At 40.3% G+C, this 17,322-nt stretch carries 18 protein-coding genes and 2 pseudogenes; 14 read left to right on the forward strand and 6 right to left on the reverse strand.

Annotated elements, in window-relative coordinates:
- Positions 1-442: 442 nt before the first annotated feature.
- The 4 genes from ACIQXQ_RS03485 (at position 443) to ACIQXQ_RS03500 (ending at position 2,701) form a co-directional block, all read left to right on the forward strand.
- Positions 443-628, forward strand: coding sequence for a hypothetical protein (locus ACIQXQ_RS03485; RefSeq protein WP_402955352.1), 186 nt, complete (start codon positions 443-445; stop codon positions 626-628).
- 441 nt (positions 629-1,069) lie between these two features.
- Positions 1,070-1,504, forward strand: coding sequence for a hypothetical protein (locus tag ACIQXQ_RS03490; protein WP_402955355.1), 435 nt, complete (start codon positions 1,070-1,072; stop codon positions 1,502-1,504).
- Positions 1,505-1,527: 23 nt separating this feature from the next.
- Positions 1,528-2,130, forward strand: a complete 603-nt coding sequence (locus ACIQXQ_RS03495; protein ID WP_402955358.1) for a hypothetical protein — start codon at positions 1,528-1,530, stop codon at positions 2,128-2,130.
- A 385-nt stretch (positions 2,131-2,515) separates the two neighbouring features.
- Positions 2,516-2,701, forward strand: a complete 186-nt coding sequence (locus ACIQXQ_RS03500) for a hypothetical protein (protein ID WP_402955361.1) — start codon at positions 2,516-2,518, stop codon at positions 2,699-2,701.
- Between the two features lie 87 nt (positions 2,702-2,788).
- Here ACIQXQ_RS03500 and ACIQXQ_RS03505 read toward each other — a convergent pair whose 3' ends face one another.
- Positions 2,789-3,097: a hypothetical protein gene (locus tag ACIQXQ_RS03505; RefSeq protein WP_402955364.1), complete on the reverse strand. Its 309-nt coding sequence runs from the start codon at positions 3,095-3,097 to the stop codon at positions 2,789-2,791.
- Positions 3,098-3,349: 252 nt separating this feature from the next.
- A pseudogene (locus tag ACIQXQ_RS03510) lies at positions 3,350-3,899 on the reverse strand (IS1595 family transposase); the annotation flags it as partial.
- Positions 3,900-4,111: 212 nt separating this feature from the next.
- Between ACIQXQ_RS03510 and ACIQXQ_RS03515 the strand changes: the two are divergent.
- The 9 genes and pseudogenes from ACIQXQ_RS03515 to ACIQXQ_RS03555 all read left to right on the forward strand — a co-directional run bounded on the left by ACIQXQ_RS03515 (position 4,112) and on the right by ACIQXQ_RS03555 (position 10,529).
- Entirely contained in the window at positions 4,112-4,321 is a 210-nt protein-coding gene (locus ACIQXQ_RS03515; RefSeq protein WP_402955367.1) for a hypothetical protein, read from the forward strand.
- A 185-nt stretch (positions 4,322-4,506) separates the two neighbouring features.
- Positions 4,507-5,142 (forward strand): annotated as a pseudogene (locus tag ACIQXQ_RS03520) (SpoVR family protein); the annotation flags it as partial.
- 168 nt (positions 5,143-5,310) lie between these two features.
- Positions 5,311-5,628, forward strand: coding sequence for an ArsR/SmtB family transcription factor (locus tag ACIQXQ_RS03525; RefSeq protein ID WP_402955370.1), 318 nt, complete (start codon positions 5,311-5,313; stop codon positions 5,626-5,628).
- 11 nt (positions 5,629-5,639) lie between these two features.
- Positions 5,640-6,698 carry an ACR3 family arsenite efflux transporter gene (gene arsB, locus ACIQXQ_RS03530; protein WP_402955373.1) on the forward strand — a complete coding sequence of 353 codons (1,059 nt, stop codon included), beginning with the start codon at positions 5,640-5,642 and terminating at the stop codon, positions 6,696-6,698.
- A gap of 31 nt (positions 6,699-6,729) precedes the next feature.
- Positions 6,730-7,149, forward strand: coding sequence for an arsenate reductase (thioredoxin) (gene arsC, locus ACIQXQ_RS03535; protein ID WP_402955376.1), 420 nt, complete (start codon positions 6,730-6,732; stop codon positions 7,147-7,149).
- Positions 7,150-7,237: 88 nt separating this feature from the next.
- On the forward strand, positions 7,238-7,609 hold the full coding sequence (gene arsD, locus ACIQXQ_RS03540; RefSeq protein WP_402955379.1) for an arsenite efflux transporter metallochaperone ArsD: 372 nt from the start codon (positions 7,238-7,240) through the stop codon (positions 7,607-7,609).
- Between the two features lies 1 nt (position 7,610).
- Positions 7,611-9,380, forward strand: coding sequence for an arsenical pump-driving ATPase (arsA, locus tag ACIQXQ_RS03545; protein WP_402955382.1), 1,770 nt, complete (start codon positions 7,611-7,613; stop codon positions 9,378-9,380).
- 34 nt (positions 9,381-9,414) lie between these two features.
- The gene (locus ACIQXQ_RS03550; RefSeq protein ID WP_402955385.1) at positions 9,415-9,699 is read left to right on the forward strand and encodes an iron-sulfur cluster biosynthesis family protein; all 285 of its coding nucleotides are present in this window, start codon (positions 9,415-9,417) and stop codon (positions 9,697-9,699) included.
- 26 nt (positions 9,700-9,725) lie between these two features.
- Entirely contained in the window at positions 9,726-10,529 is an 804-nt protein-coding gene (locus ACIQXQ_RS03555; protein ID WP_402955388.1) for an arsenite methyltransferase, read from the forward strand.
- A 402-nt stretch (positions 10,530-10,931) separates the two neighbouring features.
- On the opposite strand, the gene ACIQXQ_RS03560 is transcribed toward ACIQXQ_RS03555, so the two are convergent.
- The 4 genes from ACIQXQ_RS03560 to ACIQXQ_RS03575 all read right to left on the reverse strand — a co-directional run bounded on the left by ACIQXQ_RS03560 (position 10,932) and on the right by ACIQXQ_RS03575 (position 15,224).
- Positions 10,932-11,972, reverse strand: coding sequence for an AbrB family transcriptional regulator (locus ACIQXQ_RS03560; RefSeq protein ID WP_402956026.1), 1,041 nt, complete (start codon positions 11,970-11,972; stop codon positions 10,932-10,934).
- A 90-nt stretch (positions 11,973-12,062) separates the two neighbouring features.
- Positions 12,063-13,043, reverse strand: a complete 981-nt coding sequence (locus ACIQXQ_RS03565) for a VOC family protein (RefSeq protein ID WP_402955391.1) — start codon at positions 13,041-13,043, stop codon at positions 12,063-12,065.
- A 90-nt stretch (positions 13,044-13,133) separates the two neighbouring features.
- Positions 13,134-14,303, reverse strand: coding sequence for an acyl-CoA dehydrogenase family protein (locus ACIQXQ_RS03570; protein WP_402955394.1), 1,170 nt, complete (start codon positions 14,301-14,303; stop codon positions 13,134-13,136).
- Between the two features lie 24 nt (positions 14,304-14,327).
- Positions 14,328-15,224 (reverse strand): alpha/beta fold hydrolase, encoded by an 897-nt coding sequence (locus ACIQXQ_RS03575; RefSeq protein ID WP_402955397.1) that lies wholly within the window; start codon positions 15,222-15,224, stop codon positions 14,328-14,330.
- Positions 15,225-15,401: 177 nt separating this feature from the next.
- On the opposite strand from ACIQXQ_RS03575, the gene ACIQXQ_RS03580 reads away from it, so the two are divergent.
- Positions 15,402-17,207, forward strand: coding sequence for a V4R domain-containing protein (locus tag ACIQXQ_RS03580; protein WP_402867560.1), 1,806 nt, complete (start codon positions 15,402-15,404; stop codon positions 17,205-17,207).
- Positions 17,208-17,322: the final 115 nt, after the last annotated feature.

Raw genomic sequence — 17,322 nt, forward strand, 5'->3', positions numbered from 1 at the left:
TAAAGAAAACGCCAAATATAAAACGATATTAATGCTATTACTAGCAAAATCCATAGCACATAATTATAAATGTAGCCCCCGATAAACAGAAATAAGTTTCCTATAATAAAAGCTGGTACCATGATGTAAATCCACATTCTAACTTCCTTGTTTTTAAAACTTAGTTCGAATCGTTCACTCATCTACCACACCCCACTTGAATAAACAAAACTGTCCTTAGTGTAAGTGTAAACCCACACAGTCATATTTTATTTTAACATAAATATCCATTTCTGGTGAAAATGGTTTAATCAGATGTAGGGTAGTTGTTACCACAACACTTAAATATAAATTAAGCTTTTCTTTTAATAACCAAGAAAAAAGATATTTGACGGTTATGTGAACAGGTAGGATTAGCAACTAGACATAAAGAATACCTAACTATAAAAAGGGGACGTCTATAATGGAAAAAAACGTACTATCTGTGAAATGTTCGTGCTGCAAAAAGGAATTGGACGCAATAGATTCGGTCATCATCAATGACTCACATCAGCTGACGCATATTCAATGCCCTGATAAAGGAGAAAAACTAATAATTGATGTAGGCTATTTTAATGCTGTATCCCGAAAATATCTGGTCTTTAATTGATGTAGCCCCTATTAAGTGGGTTTGTAAATTCCATGACCTTGTATTATAAACAAAACGTTATATAACTAACGATTTTGTTAGCCAAAGATCGGAGCTACCTTAGAGGCAGCTCCGATCTTTTGTATATATCTTGTTAAAGAATTTAAGGGAGTAGCAGGTGTACTTACATTTTTCTATTTCGCATCCGAGGCGTGCCCTATTTGAAAAAAAGCTGTCGTAATAACCTTAGGGTTGAAAAAACCAATTATTCCATTTTAGACTCAATAGTTGTCTAAAGAAAGAATATCAACCATTATTTATCAAGGCTGTTTTCGCACACTTTGTTGCCATTAAAAGGAATCTTCCAAAATGTGATAATTAGGATATAATTAGTAAAACGTATAATGGAAATAACATTTAAGATTGGAAGTTTTTATATTATTGGGGGTAAGTCGTATTAAGTTGAGATATGTTTATTTAATGGCAATCATACTTGTTGTTGCACTACTTTTTATTGTTATTAGATGGAATGACTATCGTGAGAAAGAATTAGTTGATGTGCTGGATGCTGGGGAAATAGAAGAAGTTCTTTACAGAAAGTTACCCCTTGAGAATGATGTGGTTGATTTTAATCGGACAGTTAATAATCCAGAATCTATTCAAGAACTGGTAGATTTTTTTAGTCAATATAAAGTAAAGAAAATAGGAATAAGAAATTTCACTTCTAAATACCCCGATGAACAATTTATTTTTCAACTTGAGTATGCAGACGAACGAATTACCATACCTTCTCTTATTGAAAGAGACGTAGTCCTTGTTGATGAAGAACAATATATTATTACAAATGGACCAATAGATTATAAATGGATTGAAGACTTTATAGAAAAGTCTAAATAAACTTTCAATAGGATGATGATAAGATGAGAGAACCATATAAAAAAGGGGAGGCGCTAGTGAAACGATGTATGGTTCTTCTGTGTTTCTTTTCAGTGGTCATGCTTTTGACGGCTTGTTCATCAAAACCATCTATCGAACTTGTAAAGACAAGTGTCGATGTGATCAACGATCAAGAGATAGTGGGCGCCCAAAGGATCACGGAAGGAGACAAAAAGGGACAGGATCTTGTCCCAACAGCCCTCTATTATGAGTTTACCCTGAAGAATACAGGGAAGAAAAAAATCGGGGACACAGGTGATACGGGTTTGGAAATCCAAATCAACCCCCATGATCCTTTAGTTGCTTCGTCCAAAGAAATCATTGGTTTTAATGTGTTTAATCCGTCCGAGTATGATGAAAGTGGATTGGGGTATGGACAAACCTTTGTATCTATTCTCGAGCCTGGCCAAGAGGGATTGTATACCCTACACTACGAATTGGGCGTCAGCGAAGAAGACCCCCCATTCCCGTTCCTTGTGCCGCCAAAAGAACAATTGGAAAAACTGAAGAACGTAGCAAAAGATGCTACCTTGCTCATCCTGTTGGATGGGGAGGAACTCGCTCGTTTTGATTTGCAGGACCTATAAACAAAACAGGCATCGGAGATATCTCCGATGCCTGTTTATTGATGGATCTTATGCTAACGCATAGGCTTCCGTCGGCGCTTTCACGACCGTAATTTTGTCAAACCCTCTTAACCGTTTGGTTTGCATGTTCACTGTCGCCGAACTTGGGAGAGCGATGATGACCTTTTTGAAGCGCCAGATAAAGAACTTTCTGTGTACGCATCCTGTTATACAAGTTGAATAAAATCCAAAAATATTTGCATTACAATATCACATTAGAAAAAAGGCATAAAGATAGTTACTTAAAGTGGATGGATTGGAGAAAGATATTTGACGGTTATGTGAACAGGTAGGATTAGCAACTAGACATAAAGAATATCTATTTATAAAAAAGGGGGCGTCTATAATGGAAAAAAACGTACTACCTGTGAAATGTTCGTGCTGTAAAAAGGAATTGGACGCAATAGACTTGGTCATCATCAATGACTCACTTCAGCTGACGCATATTCAATGCCCTGATAAAGGAGAAAAACCAATTATTGATGTAGGATATTTTAATGCTGTATCCCAAAAATACCTGACCTTTACATGAAGGCTCTGTTAAATTTGAATGTTGATATTTATACAAAAACAAAGGGAAACCAGATTGTTAAGGTTTCCCTTTGTTTTTATGACTAATCTATTTAATTTCCATAACAAATGTGTAGGAAATTGTTCCGTTAGTCCATTCTGCTAATGCTTCATAGATATATTTACCTTTACTTGAAGGAAGGGTTATTTGATTATCATTATGTTTTATTTCTATTTCTCTTCCTTTTTCATTCCATAAATAAACTTCGATATTTGGATTTCCATCAATCTTAATATCAACTTTTTGATTTGGATTTGCGCTAATTGATTCTATATGCTCTGCCATTTGGTACGGAGACGCGTGGTCTGTTTGTACAACCTCAATTTCTACTCCTTTCTTTCTTTCTTTCTTTCCCATCTATAACTGCCGCTTTCAATCTGATATTCCGTATCATTAATAATGATTAGTCCTTTCTGAGATGGAGGGAACTCACTGTCTATGTCTTCGTTTTTTTATCTACATTATTTGAACAACCCATAACCGAAAATATTGATAACACAAATATCATTATAAAGAAATATTTTAATCTCAAAATATCACCCCTTTACTGATTTGACGATATATTTTTCCAAAAGTTTCAATTATTGTACTAATCGAAACAATTTAAAACTAAACAGTAAAATTTGAAGTACGCAAACTATCACAAGTATCGGTCATTTCAAATACAAATGATGATAATAAAAATTCTTTAATATTGTGATTTGTACTTTCGTTACTACGGCTATCAACAAACAAAAACCAAGCAAGATAATTATCAAGATATTTCGTAGCCACACCTTTAAAGCGGGCTATCCATTGCTTCAAACGAGAATGGAGAGCGTTGACATTTTGAATGTGATACAAGCCCTTGTCCTTAGACAGCTTTGAGTCAATTAAAATATCGACTTTTGTTTTCACAATACGCCCCATACAAGCAACTTTTGAGACGGTTGCTTTTGTACGGTCTCTGGCAACAAGAACACAGACCTGTTCGTGGCTTATTCCTCTATGTTTGGACTTTCCGCCACTTTACGAGGTTTACGTTGCCCCGTTGCCCTCTTTGAGAGTATAGAAAATAGGTTTCGTCAATTTCAACGATACCTTCCAAATGTTCAACATTCATTTGTTTTAAGGTGTTTAACAGCTTGTGCCTCCAATAAAAAAGCATAACCCAAGTAACCCATCAACATTAACTAATAACAGAGCCTACATGAAAAAGCTTCTATTAAGTAGGTATGACAGCAACTTTATTCAACCCTTTAGCTAAATAGTACCGTTTGGATGCTGTATGAAGTTCGCTTAGTTGAGGAAGGGATTTTTGTGGGAATTATAGAATAGGTTACCTAATGATGTTTCGCTTATTTTCACAAACCCTATATGAGGTGAATTTAATTGAGGATAGGTAATAAAATAGTTATTGAATGGATCATTGCGAGAGTTTACGAGGATTTTTCTTTTGCAAAGGCAGTAGATAATGCCCTAAAGCAAGTAACTTTAAATGAAAGAGAAAAGGTCGAACTTCACCAAATTGTAAATGTAGGCGAATTTAATAATGAAAAAATATTTTTAATTATTTTAAATGTTATTTCCAGTAAAGAATAGATCTATCGAGTAAATGGATATTTTCTACTCAACTAAAGGGGGCTTTAGTAAAAAATAAACATCAAAATAGAATGAGCTTGGAGATACATTTTCCAGCTCATTTTTTTATGAGCATTTTTAAATCAACTTTTCCCTTTAACATAGCCTTTTTATTTTAATTTGTTTGGATTGAACCGCTTTATTGGAATCTTGGCTGGGCATCGTACTGGCATCAGCGCATCATGCGTGAACTGGATTTGACCTCTGGCGAATCGATTGAATTTGCGAAACTGAATGCCGGAGTCGTGCAGCCATCACGCACGAGCATCAATCCTTATTATCTAGGGTTGAAGGTGTTTGAAGATATCGAAGAACGCTATGATAACCCGACAGAGGAAATGCTCAAGCTCGGCATCAAGCCAGGAACGGGCCGAGAAAAAATGTTCGAAGTCAGGGAAATAGAATCGGATATTTCCTTCCTCCGTAACTATTTGACCAAAGATCTCGTCATGCGGGAGGATATGTACTTATTTCAAAAGCAAGGCAAAGACTACAAAATCGTTGATAAGGCATGGGAACAGGTGCGCGATCAGCTCGTCAGCATGCGGGTGAATGGCGGGTTCCCGTATATCACGGTCAATGACGGCGACTATATGCGAAATGGCGAGCTGTATTTGAAACATTGGTACGAGGACATTGAACTGGACCTGAAATACCTTGAAAAAGTCATGCCTTATATCCACCAGCTCTGGGGACGTCCCGTGCACATGGAATCGGTCATGGAAGGCAAAGAAGTCATGTTTTCTTATGACGGAAAAGGGATTCACCGCAAGTATTTATAAGGAATGGAGGCTGCCGGGAGATCGGCAGTTTTTTTTCATGAAGGCAATTCGAGAAGTACTCTGATAAAATCTCTCCAAGCCAAAACCCTTGCAACGGTCAAACCTATCGTGATAACATAAGCATTATATTATATAAGCATTTAATTATATATAGTGGGAGGACACTAGATGAACCAAATCGAGGAGATGTCTCGTCAATTAAAGGCCGTGAGCGACCCGAACCGATTAAAGTTATTGGCATGTCTGAAACAAGGCGAAGTTTGTGTATGTGATTTTGTGGATATCCTGCAGATTTCCCAGCCAGCAGTCAGTCAACAAGTGAAAAAATTAAAAGACGCAGGAATCATTTTAGAAAGAAAAAAGGGAACATGGAAACATTTCCGATTAAATGATGTTCAACAGCCCTATATTCAAGCCATCATCGATTCTTTAGAACCTGTTCAGGCTCCATGTTGTTCAACGGAATGTAATTCTTCATCATGTTAGGGGAGAAAAGGATGGAAAATAAAAGTGTAACAAAGCGATTATCCTTCTTGGATCGCTATCTTACTCTATGGATTTTTGTGGCGATGTTCGTCGGAGTCATGATTGCAGTATGGGTACCCGATTTCAAAAGTGTATTAGATACCTTTTCGGTAGGAACTACTTCTATACCAATCGCAATTGGGTTAATCGTCATGATGTATCCACCGCTTGCAAAAGTGAAGTACGAAGAAATGTGGCGAGTGTTCAAGGATTGGAAAGTGCTTCTGCTCTCCTTGTTTCAAAACTGGCTGTTAGGGCCGGTCTTGATGTTTTTCCTTGCGATTCTCTTTTTACGCGATTATCCGGAGTATATGGCCGGATTGATCATGATTGGCTTGGCCCGTTGCATTGCGATGGTCATTGTCTGGAATGATCTGGCTCGGGGAGATAGGGAGTATGTCGCGGGACTCGTGGCGTTCAACTCGATATTCCAGATCCTATTCTATTCCGTATTCGCCTACTTTTTCTTGAATGTGTTGCCTGGCGTATTCGGCATGGAAAACCTATCTGTCGTGATATCAATGTGGGAAATCACGAAAAGCGTCATGATATATCTTGGTATTCCATTCGTAGCAGGGATGTTGACTCGATTCATTGGGTTGAAAATTAAGGGGAATGAGTGGTATGAAAATAAGTTCTTACCCAAGATCTCACCATTAACTTTGTTTGCTTTATTGTTTACGATCGTCATGATGTTCTCTTTAAAAGGGGACACCATCATTGCCTTGCCACTTGATGCAGTGCGGATTGCGATACCGCTTTTCATCTACTTTTTAATCATGTTTGTCGTATCGTTTTTTGCATCAAGAAAGGCGGGTGCATCCTATCCAGTTACCGCTTCCCTTTCCTTTACGGCAGCAAGCAATAACTTTGAACTGGCGATTGCGGTGGCCGTTTCCGTATTCGGAATCAATAGCGGCGCGGCGTTTGCGGCGGTCATTGGACCACTCGTGGAAGTGCCGGTCCTGATTGCTCTCGTCCATGTCGCTCTACGCTGGGAAAAGAAATATTTTAGAACCATTAAATTGTAATTTCTTTTTTTCAATACAGGAGGAAACCTTCATGACACATAGAAAAACCATCTACTTCTTATGCACAGGCAATTCATGCCGCAGCCAAATGGCTGAAGGCTGGGCGAAAAGGCTCTTACCGGATTGGATTGTGAAAAGCGCAGGTCTTGAGGCTCACGGATTGAATCCCAATGCTGTTAAGGCGATGAGGGAAGTAAACATTGATATTTCCAATCATACATCGGATGTGATTGATAGGGAAACCTTGAATCATGCAGATTTAGTGGTTACATTGTGTGGGCATGCAGACGAGCATTGCCCAATCACGCCTCCACAAGTAAAGCGAGTCCACTGGGGTTTTGATGATCCAGCCAAAGCGGAAGGAACCGATGAGGAAAAGTGGTCCTTCTTCCAACGCGTGCGTGATGAAATTGGCGAACGGATCGAAGAATTCGCTGAAATGGGAGAATGAGCCTGCAAATAGCCAAGGAAAATTACTTGGCTATTGATTTATCCGTAATATAGGCATCTGCTTATTTATATAAAAAGGAGTGACTTCAATGAAAGAAATACAGATTTTTGACCCTGCCATGTGTTGCCCTACAGGTGTATGCGGTCCTTCAATCGACCCTGAGCTATTAAGGATGTCTTTTGTGACAAGTAATCTGAAGAAAAAGGATTATCCGATCGAACGATATAATTTAACCAATGATACCGAACAGTTCATGCAACATGAACAAGTTAGTACGTTATTGAACGAAAAGGGTCCGGATGTCTTACCGATTGTATTCGTTGATGGAAACGTGGTACGAACAGGGAGCTATCCAAGTAATGAGGAGTTGGGAAGGTGGACGGGGTTCTCTGTTGAGGAACTGATCCAAAAGCCGAAAGTGCGATTGTCACTGAAGACGCAAAAAGATGGGGAGAGCTGACATGAAGTTATTCACTGATGAATTCTTCCCACAAACGCGATTTATATTTTTCACAGGCAAAGGTGGAGTGGGGAAAACATCCGTGGCAAGTTCGCTTTCCCTTTCTTTATCGAAGCAAGGACAAAAAGTTCTGTTGATCAGTACAGATCCCGCTTCGAACTTACAAGATGTATTCGGGCAACCGTTAACCAATCATCCCCAATTGATCAAGGGCACATCGAACCTGTATGCCCTGAACTTGGACCCTGTCCAAGCGGCAACCGAATACAAGGAACGGATGGTTGCCCCGTATAGAGGAAAGTTACCAGATGCGGTGCTTGCAACGATGGAAGAGCAAATGTCAGGGGCTTGCACCGTCGAAATTGCGGCATTCAACCAATTCTCGACCCTTTTGACGGATTCAACAATTACGGAGGAATATGACCGGATTGTATTTGATACCGCACCAACTGGTCATACGCTGAGGTTATTACAACTACCAACTGCATGGTCCGGTTTTTTAGATGTAAATACAAACGGGGCATCTTGCCTGGGTCCGTTAGCGGGATTGGAAAGTCAGAAGCAGATGTATCAGAAGGCCGTCAAGGTGTTGGCGGACAAAGGGCAGACTACACTAGTCCTTGTGAGCCGACCTGAAGAGGGGCCATTGAGGGAAGCGGCACGTGCGTCGGATGAGTTGAAGGAAATCGGGATTGCCAATCAACTCTTGATCGTGAACGGTGTCTTCGAACAGACGGATCGAGGTGATCGTTACGCAAATGCCTTGCATGACCGACAACAGCGGGCATTGGAAGACATTCCGAATCCATTGAAAAAACATCCGACTTTTTATTTGCCTCTTGTTTCATTTGCCATCACAGGAATCAATCACATGGAGAAATGGTTCACTCAAACATATGTGGAGTCTGAAAACTTATTAGATGAAATAGAAACGATCCCTCATCACTCTATTAAAGATTTGGTGGATTATTATGAATCAAACTCCCATCGGGTCATCCTTACGATGGGAAAAGGCGGGGTTGGCAAAACGACAGTAGCGTCACTTGTCGCCTTGGGACTCGCCGAAAAAGGGAAAAAGGTCCACTTAACGACCACGGATCCAGCCGCTCACATTGCTTGGACTTTTGATGATAACACCTTATATGACAATCTAACGATAAGCAGCATCGATCCGAAGAAAGTCGTGGAAGAGTATAAAGATGAAGTGCTTTCTAAAGCAAGTGAAACGATGGATGAAGAAGGCTTGGCCTTCATAAAAGAAGACCTGGAATCTCCTTGTACCGAGGAAATCGCCGTTTTCCGGGCACTCGCCAATGTTGTGGCGCAATCCGAAGATAGCATGGTCGTAATTGATACGGCACCAACAGGTCATACCCTTCTATTATTGGATGCATCCGAAGCCTATCATAAAGAAATTTCCCGTTCTTCTGGTGATATACCAGAGCCGGTACGCGATTTGTTGCCAAAATTAAGAGACGGGTCCTATACGAGCATCATCATTACGACACTTCCTGAGATGACACCTGTTTTGGAAGCAAAACGATTGGCAGAAGATTTGAAACGGGCGAATATATCCATCCATTGGTGGCTCATCAACCAAAGTTTTTTCGTCACGGATACAATGGAACCGATGCTTACCAGGAAAGCAAAGGGAGAGAAGAAATGGATCGAGAAAGTGAAAGAGCTATCCGGCAACCAAACTGTCATTCTCCCTTGGAGCCGGGAAGAGCCAAAGGGAATCAAACAATTGCATCAAATTCTGGACATGTAAAAATGACATGCGAAACCTATTGGAGGAATAGAACATGAAAATGACCAATCAAGCAAAAGAGTATTTACAAGAAGCGATGAAGGCAAATGACGTATCCACTCTACGATTTTATGGAATTGCAGGGTGTTGCGGAATGAACCTTGGCGTTGCCTTACAAGAAGCAGAAACAAATGATATGGTGGTAGAAGTGAATGGGGTGAACATTGCCATTCAACCAGAGATGAAGGAACAGTTATCAGATGTAACCATAGATGTAGAAGAGAAAAATGGTGAAATGGGCATAGTGCTTACAGGATATAATGAAAACTCTTGCTGTTAAATATGAATGGGAAGGATATGGAGAGAATGAGTGAAATGAAAAAAGATGAAATTCGCGAAAGCGTACGAAGCAATTATAAAAAAATCGCCCTTAAAGTCGTTAACTCTGACAGCTGTTGTGCGCCAAGCTGCTGTACACCCGAAGAAAACCAAAATATTTCCGTCGAAGAGATTTCTAAAAAGATGGGATATACCAAAGAAGAGCTTCAAAATATCCCGAATGGCGCAAACATGGGATTAGGCTGTGGAAACCCTCAGGCGATCGCGGACTTAAAAGAGGGGGAGACCGTCCTTGACCTTGGGAGCGGGGGAGGGTTCGATGCTTTCTTGGCTTCTCCTAAAGTGGGGGAAAAAGGAAAAGTCATAGGCGTTGACATGACACCTGAAATGATTAGCAAAGCTCGGAGCAATGCCGAAAAAAATCAATTCGTAAATGTCGAATTTCGTTTAGGGGAAATCGAACATCTGCCTATTGCCGATCAATTCGTTGATGTAATCATGTCGAATTGCGTCATCAACCTATCCCCGGATAAAAGAAGAGTCTTTCAGGAAGCGTATCGTGTTCTGAAAAAGGGCGGGAGATTAGCGATTTCCGATATCGTGTTGACTGCGAATCTGCCTGAAGCATTGCAAACGGATATGAACCTCTACTCCGGATGCATCGCCGGGGCATCTTCAATTGAAGAATTGTCCGAGACGATGAAACAAGCTGGATTTAAGAACATCTCCATTATCCCTAAAGATGAATCCAAAGAATTCATCAAGGAATGGGCACCGGAACATAAGGTAGAAGAATATATTGTCTCAGCGATTATCCAGGCGGAGAAGTAGAGTGGCTGAATACTAGAAGTTAGTTATATGTAAGCAGTTAAGAAGAACATGACCAACTGCATATAGTCTATTATTGTCGAGGAAGGAACTGATATGCAGTTCCTTGGGCATGAGTTCGGTATTGTACCGGGCTCATGCCTTTTATTTTTCCCGGTTCGTTCAAGAAATGGTATTCTATCTATTTGAATCTCTAATATCCGTAACCTCATCGCATTTGTAGCAATCTAGCCCACAGACTTCCATGAAGATACTTGGTTTTTTGAACGCGTTTCTACTATTATATGGTAATTGGTTTCACCCATTCATCAGATTCGAAAAACGCCCCACTGAATGAATTTCAATCATCGGAGCGTCTTATCCATAGGTATATAGATTTTAACATGAACCATGATCGGTACTTTACTACATGGCTCTTTTGATGCTAGGCAATTTCTTTTTTCCTTGCCAACGATAATACATTTTCATCAAAGGCATAATTAAAATAAAAATGAACAGGAGCCTGAACGTTTGGAACATTGAAACAAGCGAGACATCTGCATGCACTGCATTCGCTAATAACACCATTTGATCTAAGCCCCCTGGGGCGGTGCTTAGGAAACTTGTAGCGAAGGTTGTATCCAATGCAAAGGACATGAAGAAGCTTGATCCAAATGTTAGCGCAATTAGTGCGAAGGCACTGAAAATGCCCCCTACAAGTATGCGTACCGGCAGTTTGATCATATGCGGCTTGAGCATGAGTCCGATATGGGCACCGATTAGTAACTGAGCAACATCCATGATTATACCAGGTATTTGAGGCATTGCCAGTGGTGTTGTGAGTTGCAATGTAATGAATAAAAGAATGGGTGTAATGAAAAATGCGACTGGCAAATGGATGCGTTTCATTACATGAGAGCAACCCCAAGCAAGTGCAATTAGTAGTACTAAACTGATTGTTAGCTTAGCGTCAGTTGGTGGCTTGCTCATTACTTGGCCAGCGACGATAAATGGTACGAAAACAACGACCAGTAAAAGTCGAATTACTTGAAAATAAGAAATAACGCCGATTTCTTTAACTTTTTCTTCCTCGGCAAAGACGACAATTTGTCCTAAACCGCCTGGGATGGCGCCTAATATGGCAGCTTTCACCGGGATTTTTGTCCATTTGCTCGTTAAGTAGGCGATGCCGATTGAACCGCCGATCAAAATGACGTTTAGGGTTATCATGTAAAGTAAAATGGAGCTCATCATGCCGAATAAATCGGTGTTGAATTGTACACCAATCGCGGTCCCGACCATGACGACACCTAAATCACGCATTTGGCTGGACCATCTAAGCGGTCCTTTATAAACGAATTGAGCTAACATGACGACAACAATTGGGCCAAGCATCCAGGGAATAGGGATGTGCAGCAAGCTAAAAATATAACCGCCAATGAAAGATAAGATTAACACTTTTAACATTGCCTTCAATAGAGACACCCCTTCCTATATAACATTCATCGCATAAGAACCACCAGCATCCTTCATCATGAATGGCTGGTGGTCAATTTATTATGAATTCGCTAATTCCTTAACTTGTGCTTCACGATCTACGTCATCGCGGCGACGGTCGCCCCAGTAGGCAGATCCGTTTTTCAAGTATTCTTCATACGTCCATTTCACTGGCTCCCAGTCTGGCTCGAAGATTAAATAGCTGTTTGTAAAGATTTCAAGACGTAAGCCACTTCCTGGATCTTTTACGTAAATGTACATGGCTTGAGAAATACCATGTTTACCAGGGCCTACGAATTGTACATCAGCTTCGCATAAAATATCCGCAGCACGTAGTAAGTCTTGGGAGTTGTCTAACCAGTAAGCGATATGGTGCATTTCGTTTGGTTCTTTTGAACGGGATGTAGACATGATTGCCACGTCATGAACTAAGTTTGTTACGGATAACCAGCTTGCGACTTGTACATCGTCCGGATTTACGAAATATTCACGTAGCTTGAAGCCTAATGCTTGTTGTAAGTAATTTACGATCACAGCGTTATCTTGTGAAGTTTGTAAGTTAACATGGTCGATGCGACGTGGTGATACACCTTTGGCCCAAGATTTATACGTTTGGTTTTTAAGCACCGATTTACGAGATTCATCAGCAGGTGTTTTTTCCATATCGTAATACAGTTCAAAGCGGTGACCACTTGGTAATTCGAAGCGGACTGCTTCCCCTTGGGCTACTTCTTCGCCTGCTTCTATCCAACGTACTTCTGTACCAGCATCTTCTAATAATTTAGCGAAAGTTGCTACGTCCTCAGGACGTTTTGTACGCCAGCCAATGTGATCGATGTAAGAAGTTTCACCAGCTGTAATGGATAATGTATGGTGTTCGAAATCGCCCCAAGCGCGCAAGTAATGTACACCATCTATCACTTCGGTTTCTTCTAACCCGATTGTGTCGCGGAAGAACCATAAAGATTTTTCAAGATCTGCTGATACTAAAGCTACGTGTCCTAATTTTGCAATTTCCGGTGCGTAAAGAAATTTTTCCATTTATATTCACCTCATAGTCATGTTTTTTTAATAAGAGGACAAGGAAAATATGATTTCAATATTTATCCATCATACTTTCCGATGCTGAAATTACCCTTGAATGTTTGTTTGAACGCCGAATAAATTTCTACCGTATCCTAATATGCCATCTTCATATAAAGAAGTAATGTGTGTGGCGATTGCCATCAGGTCACGAGTGTGCATTTCTACCGGATGACCTTTTAATAATGCGTGCCCACCTAAAGTCAGTAGGGCCTTAACACCGATTTGTGTACACTTATCGATGATTTTTGCACGAATCGCTTTATATTTTGCTCCTTCGTATGGACCACCTTTATCTTCTTCCATCATCCGGATGTATTCGTTCAATAAGCTTTTTGCAGAAATCATTTCTAGCTTTAACTCCGAAAGCACGCGTTGGCTTGTGGGAGAATCCTTTTCGTTTATGCCAGAGAAGCGGACGCGGCCGGCTGTATGCTTTTCGAACTCGTCAACTACACGCTCTGCACCACCAACAGCCATTGCGGCGAACCCTACATAGAAGCCAGGATAGAATGGTGTATTGTAATATAAATAGTCTTGATCGAAATCTTCATATGGCGGTTGGCTCTTTTCGATTATTTTGCTGAAGCGTAAAATGGCATCAGGCTTAACGAAAATATTATCAATGATCAATGTATTACTGCCTGATCCACGAAGACCAAGGGAATCCCAAGTTTTTACCACTTCCAAGTCAGAAACCTTCAATAAAATGCCGACACGTTCGGGCTTGTCATTGTCTTCGAATTTCATCATGGCGCCAACGCCAACCCAATCACAGTAATTGATACCGCTTACAAAATTGTACTTTCCGGAAACGACATAGCCATCTTCAGCTGGTTCCACTTTACCGATGGGGGCAAATACGTCAGCTACAAAGCCACCTTGGTTAATGACTTCATCACGAATGTGCTTAGGATAGTAGCAAACCCAAGAGTTATGCACGGAGAAGAAGTAGGTTAACCATGAAGCTGATAAGTTATGGTAACCAACTGTGCTTACCATATCAACGAATGTATGCCAATCGAGTTGTGGATAACCAAACTCTTTCGGTAAAATCAAACGGTGAATGCCTTCCTCACGAATAATTTCCGCGATGCGTGGGGACACGGTCGAATTTCGATCAGCTTCGATTGCTTCTAACTCTGCGGCTTCACCGATGCGTTTTGCCTTTTGTATAATTTCTTCATACAGCCCTTTACTTTCAACTACTGTTACCATTTGATCAATCCTTTCAAAAATAGTTTATTGTGCTGTAACGGCTTGATCTTTTTCCACTGCCAAAAAGTCAACGACAAGTTTGTTCACGATTTCCGGTTGGTCCGTTTGAGCTTGATGACCGCAGTTTTCTATATATTCAAATGATATGTTCGGTAATAATTTCTCGAGTTTATAACCTGTCTCCACTGGTGCAACGGCGTCTTGCTTACCCCAAATGAATAGGCCTGGAATTTTCAATTTTGGTAAGGTATCTTTCATGCAGTAACGATCCCAAAGCTTAGGCTCTTCGTTCATCCTCGCTAAGTAGGCATCGAACGCCTGATTGGATTCTTTAACGCCTGGGCGGGTTGCCGCTTGATGACGTAGTTGAATCAGTTCTTCAGGAATGACCGTGTCTTCGCTTGAATTACGGTACATGAATTTACGTAAGGATTCTTCTGTATAGTCATAACCAATCACTTCTAAGAATGACCGCAGCTTTCTTTCAGGTACTTCATGCATCGCTTGATAGATGGTATTACTACCGATGTAAACAATTTTATTTACTTTTTCGGGGTGGTCTATGGCATATTTAGCTGCAACGTAAGCACCTTGTGAATTGCCGACAAGTGATACTTCGTCGAGGCATAATGCTTCAATGAAATCATGTACATGATCCACTAGGCTTTGATGACCATTTACAGGCCATGCGTGAGGGCGGGCGTCGGTGAAGCCCATTGAAAGTTGGTCTACTGCATATGCTCGGAAGCCAGCTTTAGCTAATGCAGGTAACATAAAACGCCAACCTGCTGCGCCGCATGCTCCAGGTCCTGCACCGTGCAGTAAAATTACAGCTGGTCCTTCTGTTCCAGCCCAGGAATAATGTGTACGTACACCGTTTGCCAATATGTAACTATTATGAAACCCTTCAAGAATTGTCATCGCTTTGCCTCCTCATACTGATGTGCTTTTATTTTCTGTTTTGAGTATACCTGTTAATAATTTCAAACGTTATACTGATTTTTATTGAAAGAATAGTGTTAATCTTTAAAATTTATTGAAAAATCAATTTCACTTTTGTAATATGAGGAATAGATAGTCAAAGGGGATGTGATTTTAATGAGCGAAATTGCATTTGATTCCAGCGAAACGAAAAATATTTTAATGTCGGCAAATGCCTTCCATACATTAAAGAACAGCTTGTTTAACAACATTGGTTCTCATAAAACAAAAGGCTTTTTATTTCGATTTGGGAAAGAGTTCGGGATGGAATCAGCAAGAAAGATGCTTCAAAATAAAGACTCGATAGATCCAGTCGGTAAGAGACATTCACGCTTAGGTCACGTGAAGGATGTAATTTTCATGGGGGAAATTGTGCGACATCCAGATGGCACGGTTGAATGCATCGATACGTGGGGACAATGGGTAGAATCATTCGAAGCCGCGTTACACCTAAAAAATTATGGTGTAGCAAACGAATGTGTTTGTCATATGTTATGTGGGTTTGCAAGTGGTGCATTGACCTATGAGTATGGTGAATCGATTATTGCCGTTGAGTACAAGTGCGTCGCAAAAGGTGATCCGTGCTGTGAGTTTAAAGTGCGCTTGGAGAGCGATTGGCTCGAAGATGAGGAAGAGCTTATCCACCTTTATCAAAACGACAACATTTTATCTGAACTTGAAATGACTTATGATGCACTTTTACACCATAAGCAAGTGCTCGAGAAAATTTCATTGTTTAATAGTCAGCTCACACAAAAAGTAACAGATAAACATTCGATGGATGAAATTGTTCAGGTTGCGTCCGAGCTGTTGAACATCTCGATTTTGATTGAGGATATCCATGGCAATGCGTTAAGCCATTTTGGTTTAACGGAAGAACAGCAACTAGCAATAAAAAAAGATAAGGTGAAATTATCGCATTTCGACGATACGCATAACGTTTCGCATTACAAAGGCGAAACATTCAGGAAGTTGACGGCACCTGTTCTTATTAACAAAAGGAATTATGCCACTTGTTCATTTTTCTACTTTGATGAAAAGGATATGGATGAAAACGACCACTTATTTTTAGAGCGGATTTCTACGGTCGTGGCCTTATGTATTTTATATGAGGAGGCGCAGTTTGAAGAGCAACAAAGGATGCGTAGCTCACTATTGGAGCGCTTAATTCATAATCGGAAAATTAAAGATATCGAATCTTACTATAAATTTTTACCATTTAAATTTCAGCCGCCGTTCTCTACAGGTATTATCAGTGTCAAAAAGAAAAAGAAAAATAAAGAAATCATCGACATTCATGACCAGTTGACACAGCTGTCCAAGTTGGCAAAAGAGTGGGATTTGCCTTGTATTTTTGCAGTGCTTGGTGAGGAAATTGCGCTCCTCAATTCGCTAAATAGTGATAAGCAAGGCTGGAATAAGAAAATCACGAAAATTTTTCAAAAGATGGAGAAGCAAAATGCCAATTATAAATATTCGATCGGGCTTAGCGGAACATTTAGTAACTTCAAAGATTTCGAGCGTTCGCTACAAGAGGCTCGTGTTGCACAGCGCTTTCCCAACGATAAGCTGCTAACGGATTACGAAGATTTAGGAATGCTTGGGGATATCGTAAAGAACATGAGCATGGAGCATCTGCACGAAATGGCGAAGAAGACGTTAAAAGACTTATACAATTTTGATGATCCCCGTAAAAAGGAATTATTGCATACGCTTTACGTCTATTTATTAAATAGTCAGCGCTTGAAAGAAACGATGGACGAGTTGACGTTATCTATCGGCGGTATCCAATATCGTATCAAGCAAATCGAAGAGCAACTACAAATTTCACTGAAAGACGCATCGACTGCAGCGTATACCTTATTAGTCATTCAGGTACTGATCTTGTCGGATAGCTTAAGCTTCGAGGAATTTGCAAGATAAGAGCGGAGTCTATCAACCATTAGGCTCGAGATGGATGGAAGAGTTACGTAAACCGCTTTTATAAACAAAACAGACTGAAGACAAACTCATTCTTTGAGTTTGTCTTCAGTCTGTT

The organism is Peribacillus sp. NPDC097198 (genome assembly GCF_044762055.1).
In the GTDB taxonomy this organism is placed as follows: domain Bacteria; phylum Bacillota; class Bacilli; order Bacillales; family DSM-1321; genus Peribacillus.

Bases quoted from the DNA above. Each gene is read 5' to 3' on its own strand.
- arsD (WP_402955379.1), top strand. From the start codon at position 7,238: ATGAAAGAAATACAGATTTTTGACCCTGCCATGTGTTGCCCTACAGGT.
- ACIQXQ_RS03525 (WP_402955370.1), top strand. From the start codon at position 5,311: ATGAACCAAATCGAGGAGATGTCTCGTCAATTAAAGGCCGTGAGCGAC.
- ACIQXQ_RS03580 (WP_402867560.1), top strand. From the start codon at position 15,402: ATGAGCGAAATTGCATTTGATTCCAGCGAAACGAAAAATATTTTAATG.
- ACIQXQ_RS03575 (WP_402955397.1), bottom strand. From the start codon at position 15,224: ATGACAATTCTTGAAGGGTTTCATAATAGTTACATATTGGCAAACGGT.
- ACIQXQ_RS03505 (WP_402955364.1), bottom strand. From the start codon at position 3,097: ATGGGAAAGAAAGAAAGAAAGAAAGGAGTAGAAATTGAGGTTGTACAA.
- arsB (WP_402955373.1), top strand. From the start codon at position 5,640: ATGGAAAATAAAAGTGTAACAAAGCGATTATCCTTCTTGGATCGCTAT.
- ACIQXQ_RS03550 (WP_402955385.1), top strand. From the start codon at position 9,415: ATGAAAATGACCAATCAAGCAAAAGAGTATTTACAAGAAGCGATGAAG.
- arsA (WP_402955382.1), top strand. From the start codon at position 7,611: ATGAAGTTATTCACTGATGAATTCTTCCCACAAACGCGATTTATATTT.
- ACIQXQ_RS03570 (WP_402955394.1), bottom strand. From the start codon at position 14,303: ATGGTAACAGTAGTTGAAAGTAAAGGGCTGTATGAAGAAATTATACAA.
- ACIQXQ_RS03565 (WP_402955391.1), bottom strand. From the start codon at position 13,043: ATGGAAAAATTTCTTTACGCACCGGAAATTGCAAAATTAGGACACGTA.
- ACIQXQ_RS03500 (WP_402955361.1), top strand. From the start codon at position 2,516: ATGGAAAAAAACGTACTACCTGTGAAATGTTCGTGCTGTAAAAAGGAA.
- ACIQXQ_RS03555 (WP_402955388.1), top strand. From the start codon at position 9,726: ATGAGTGAAATGAAAAAAGATGAAATTCGCGAAAGCGTACGAAGCAAT.
- ACIQXQ_RS03495 (WP_402955358.1), top strand. From the start codon at position 1,528: ATGAGAGAACCATATAAAAAAGGGGAGGCGCTAGTGAAACGATGTATG.
- ACIQXQ_RS03560 (WP_402956026.1), bottom strand. From the start codon at position 11,972: ATGTTAAAAGTGTTAATCTTATCTTTCATTGGCGGTTATATTTTTAGC.
- ACIQXQ_RS03485 (WP_402955352.1), top strand. From the start codon at position 443: ATGGAAAAAAACGTACTATCTGTGAAATGTTCGTGCTGCAAAAAGGAA.
- arsC (WP_402955376.1), top strand. From the start codon at position 6,730: ATGACACATAGAAAAACCATCTACTTCTTATGCACAGGCAATTCATGC.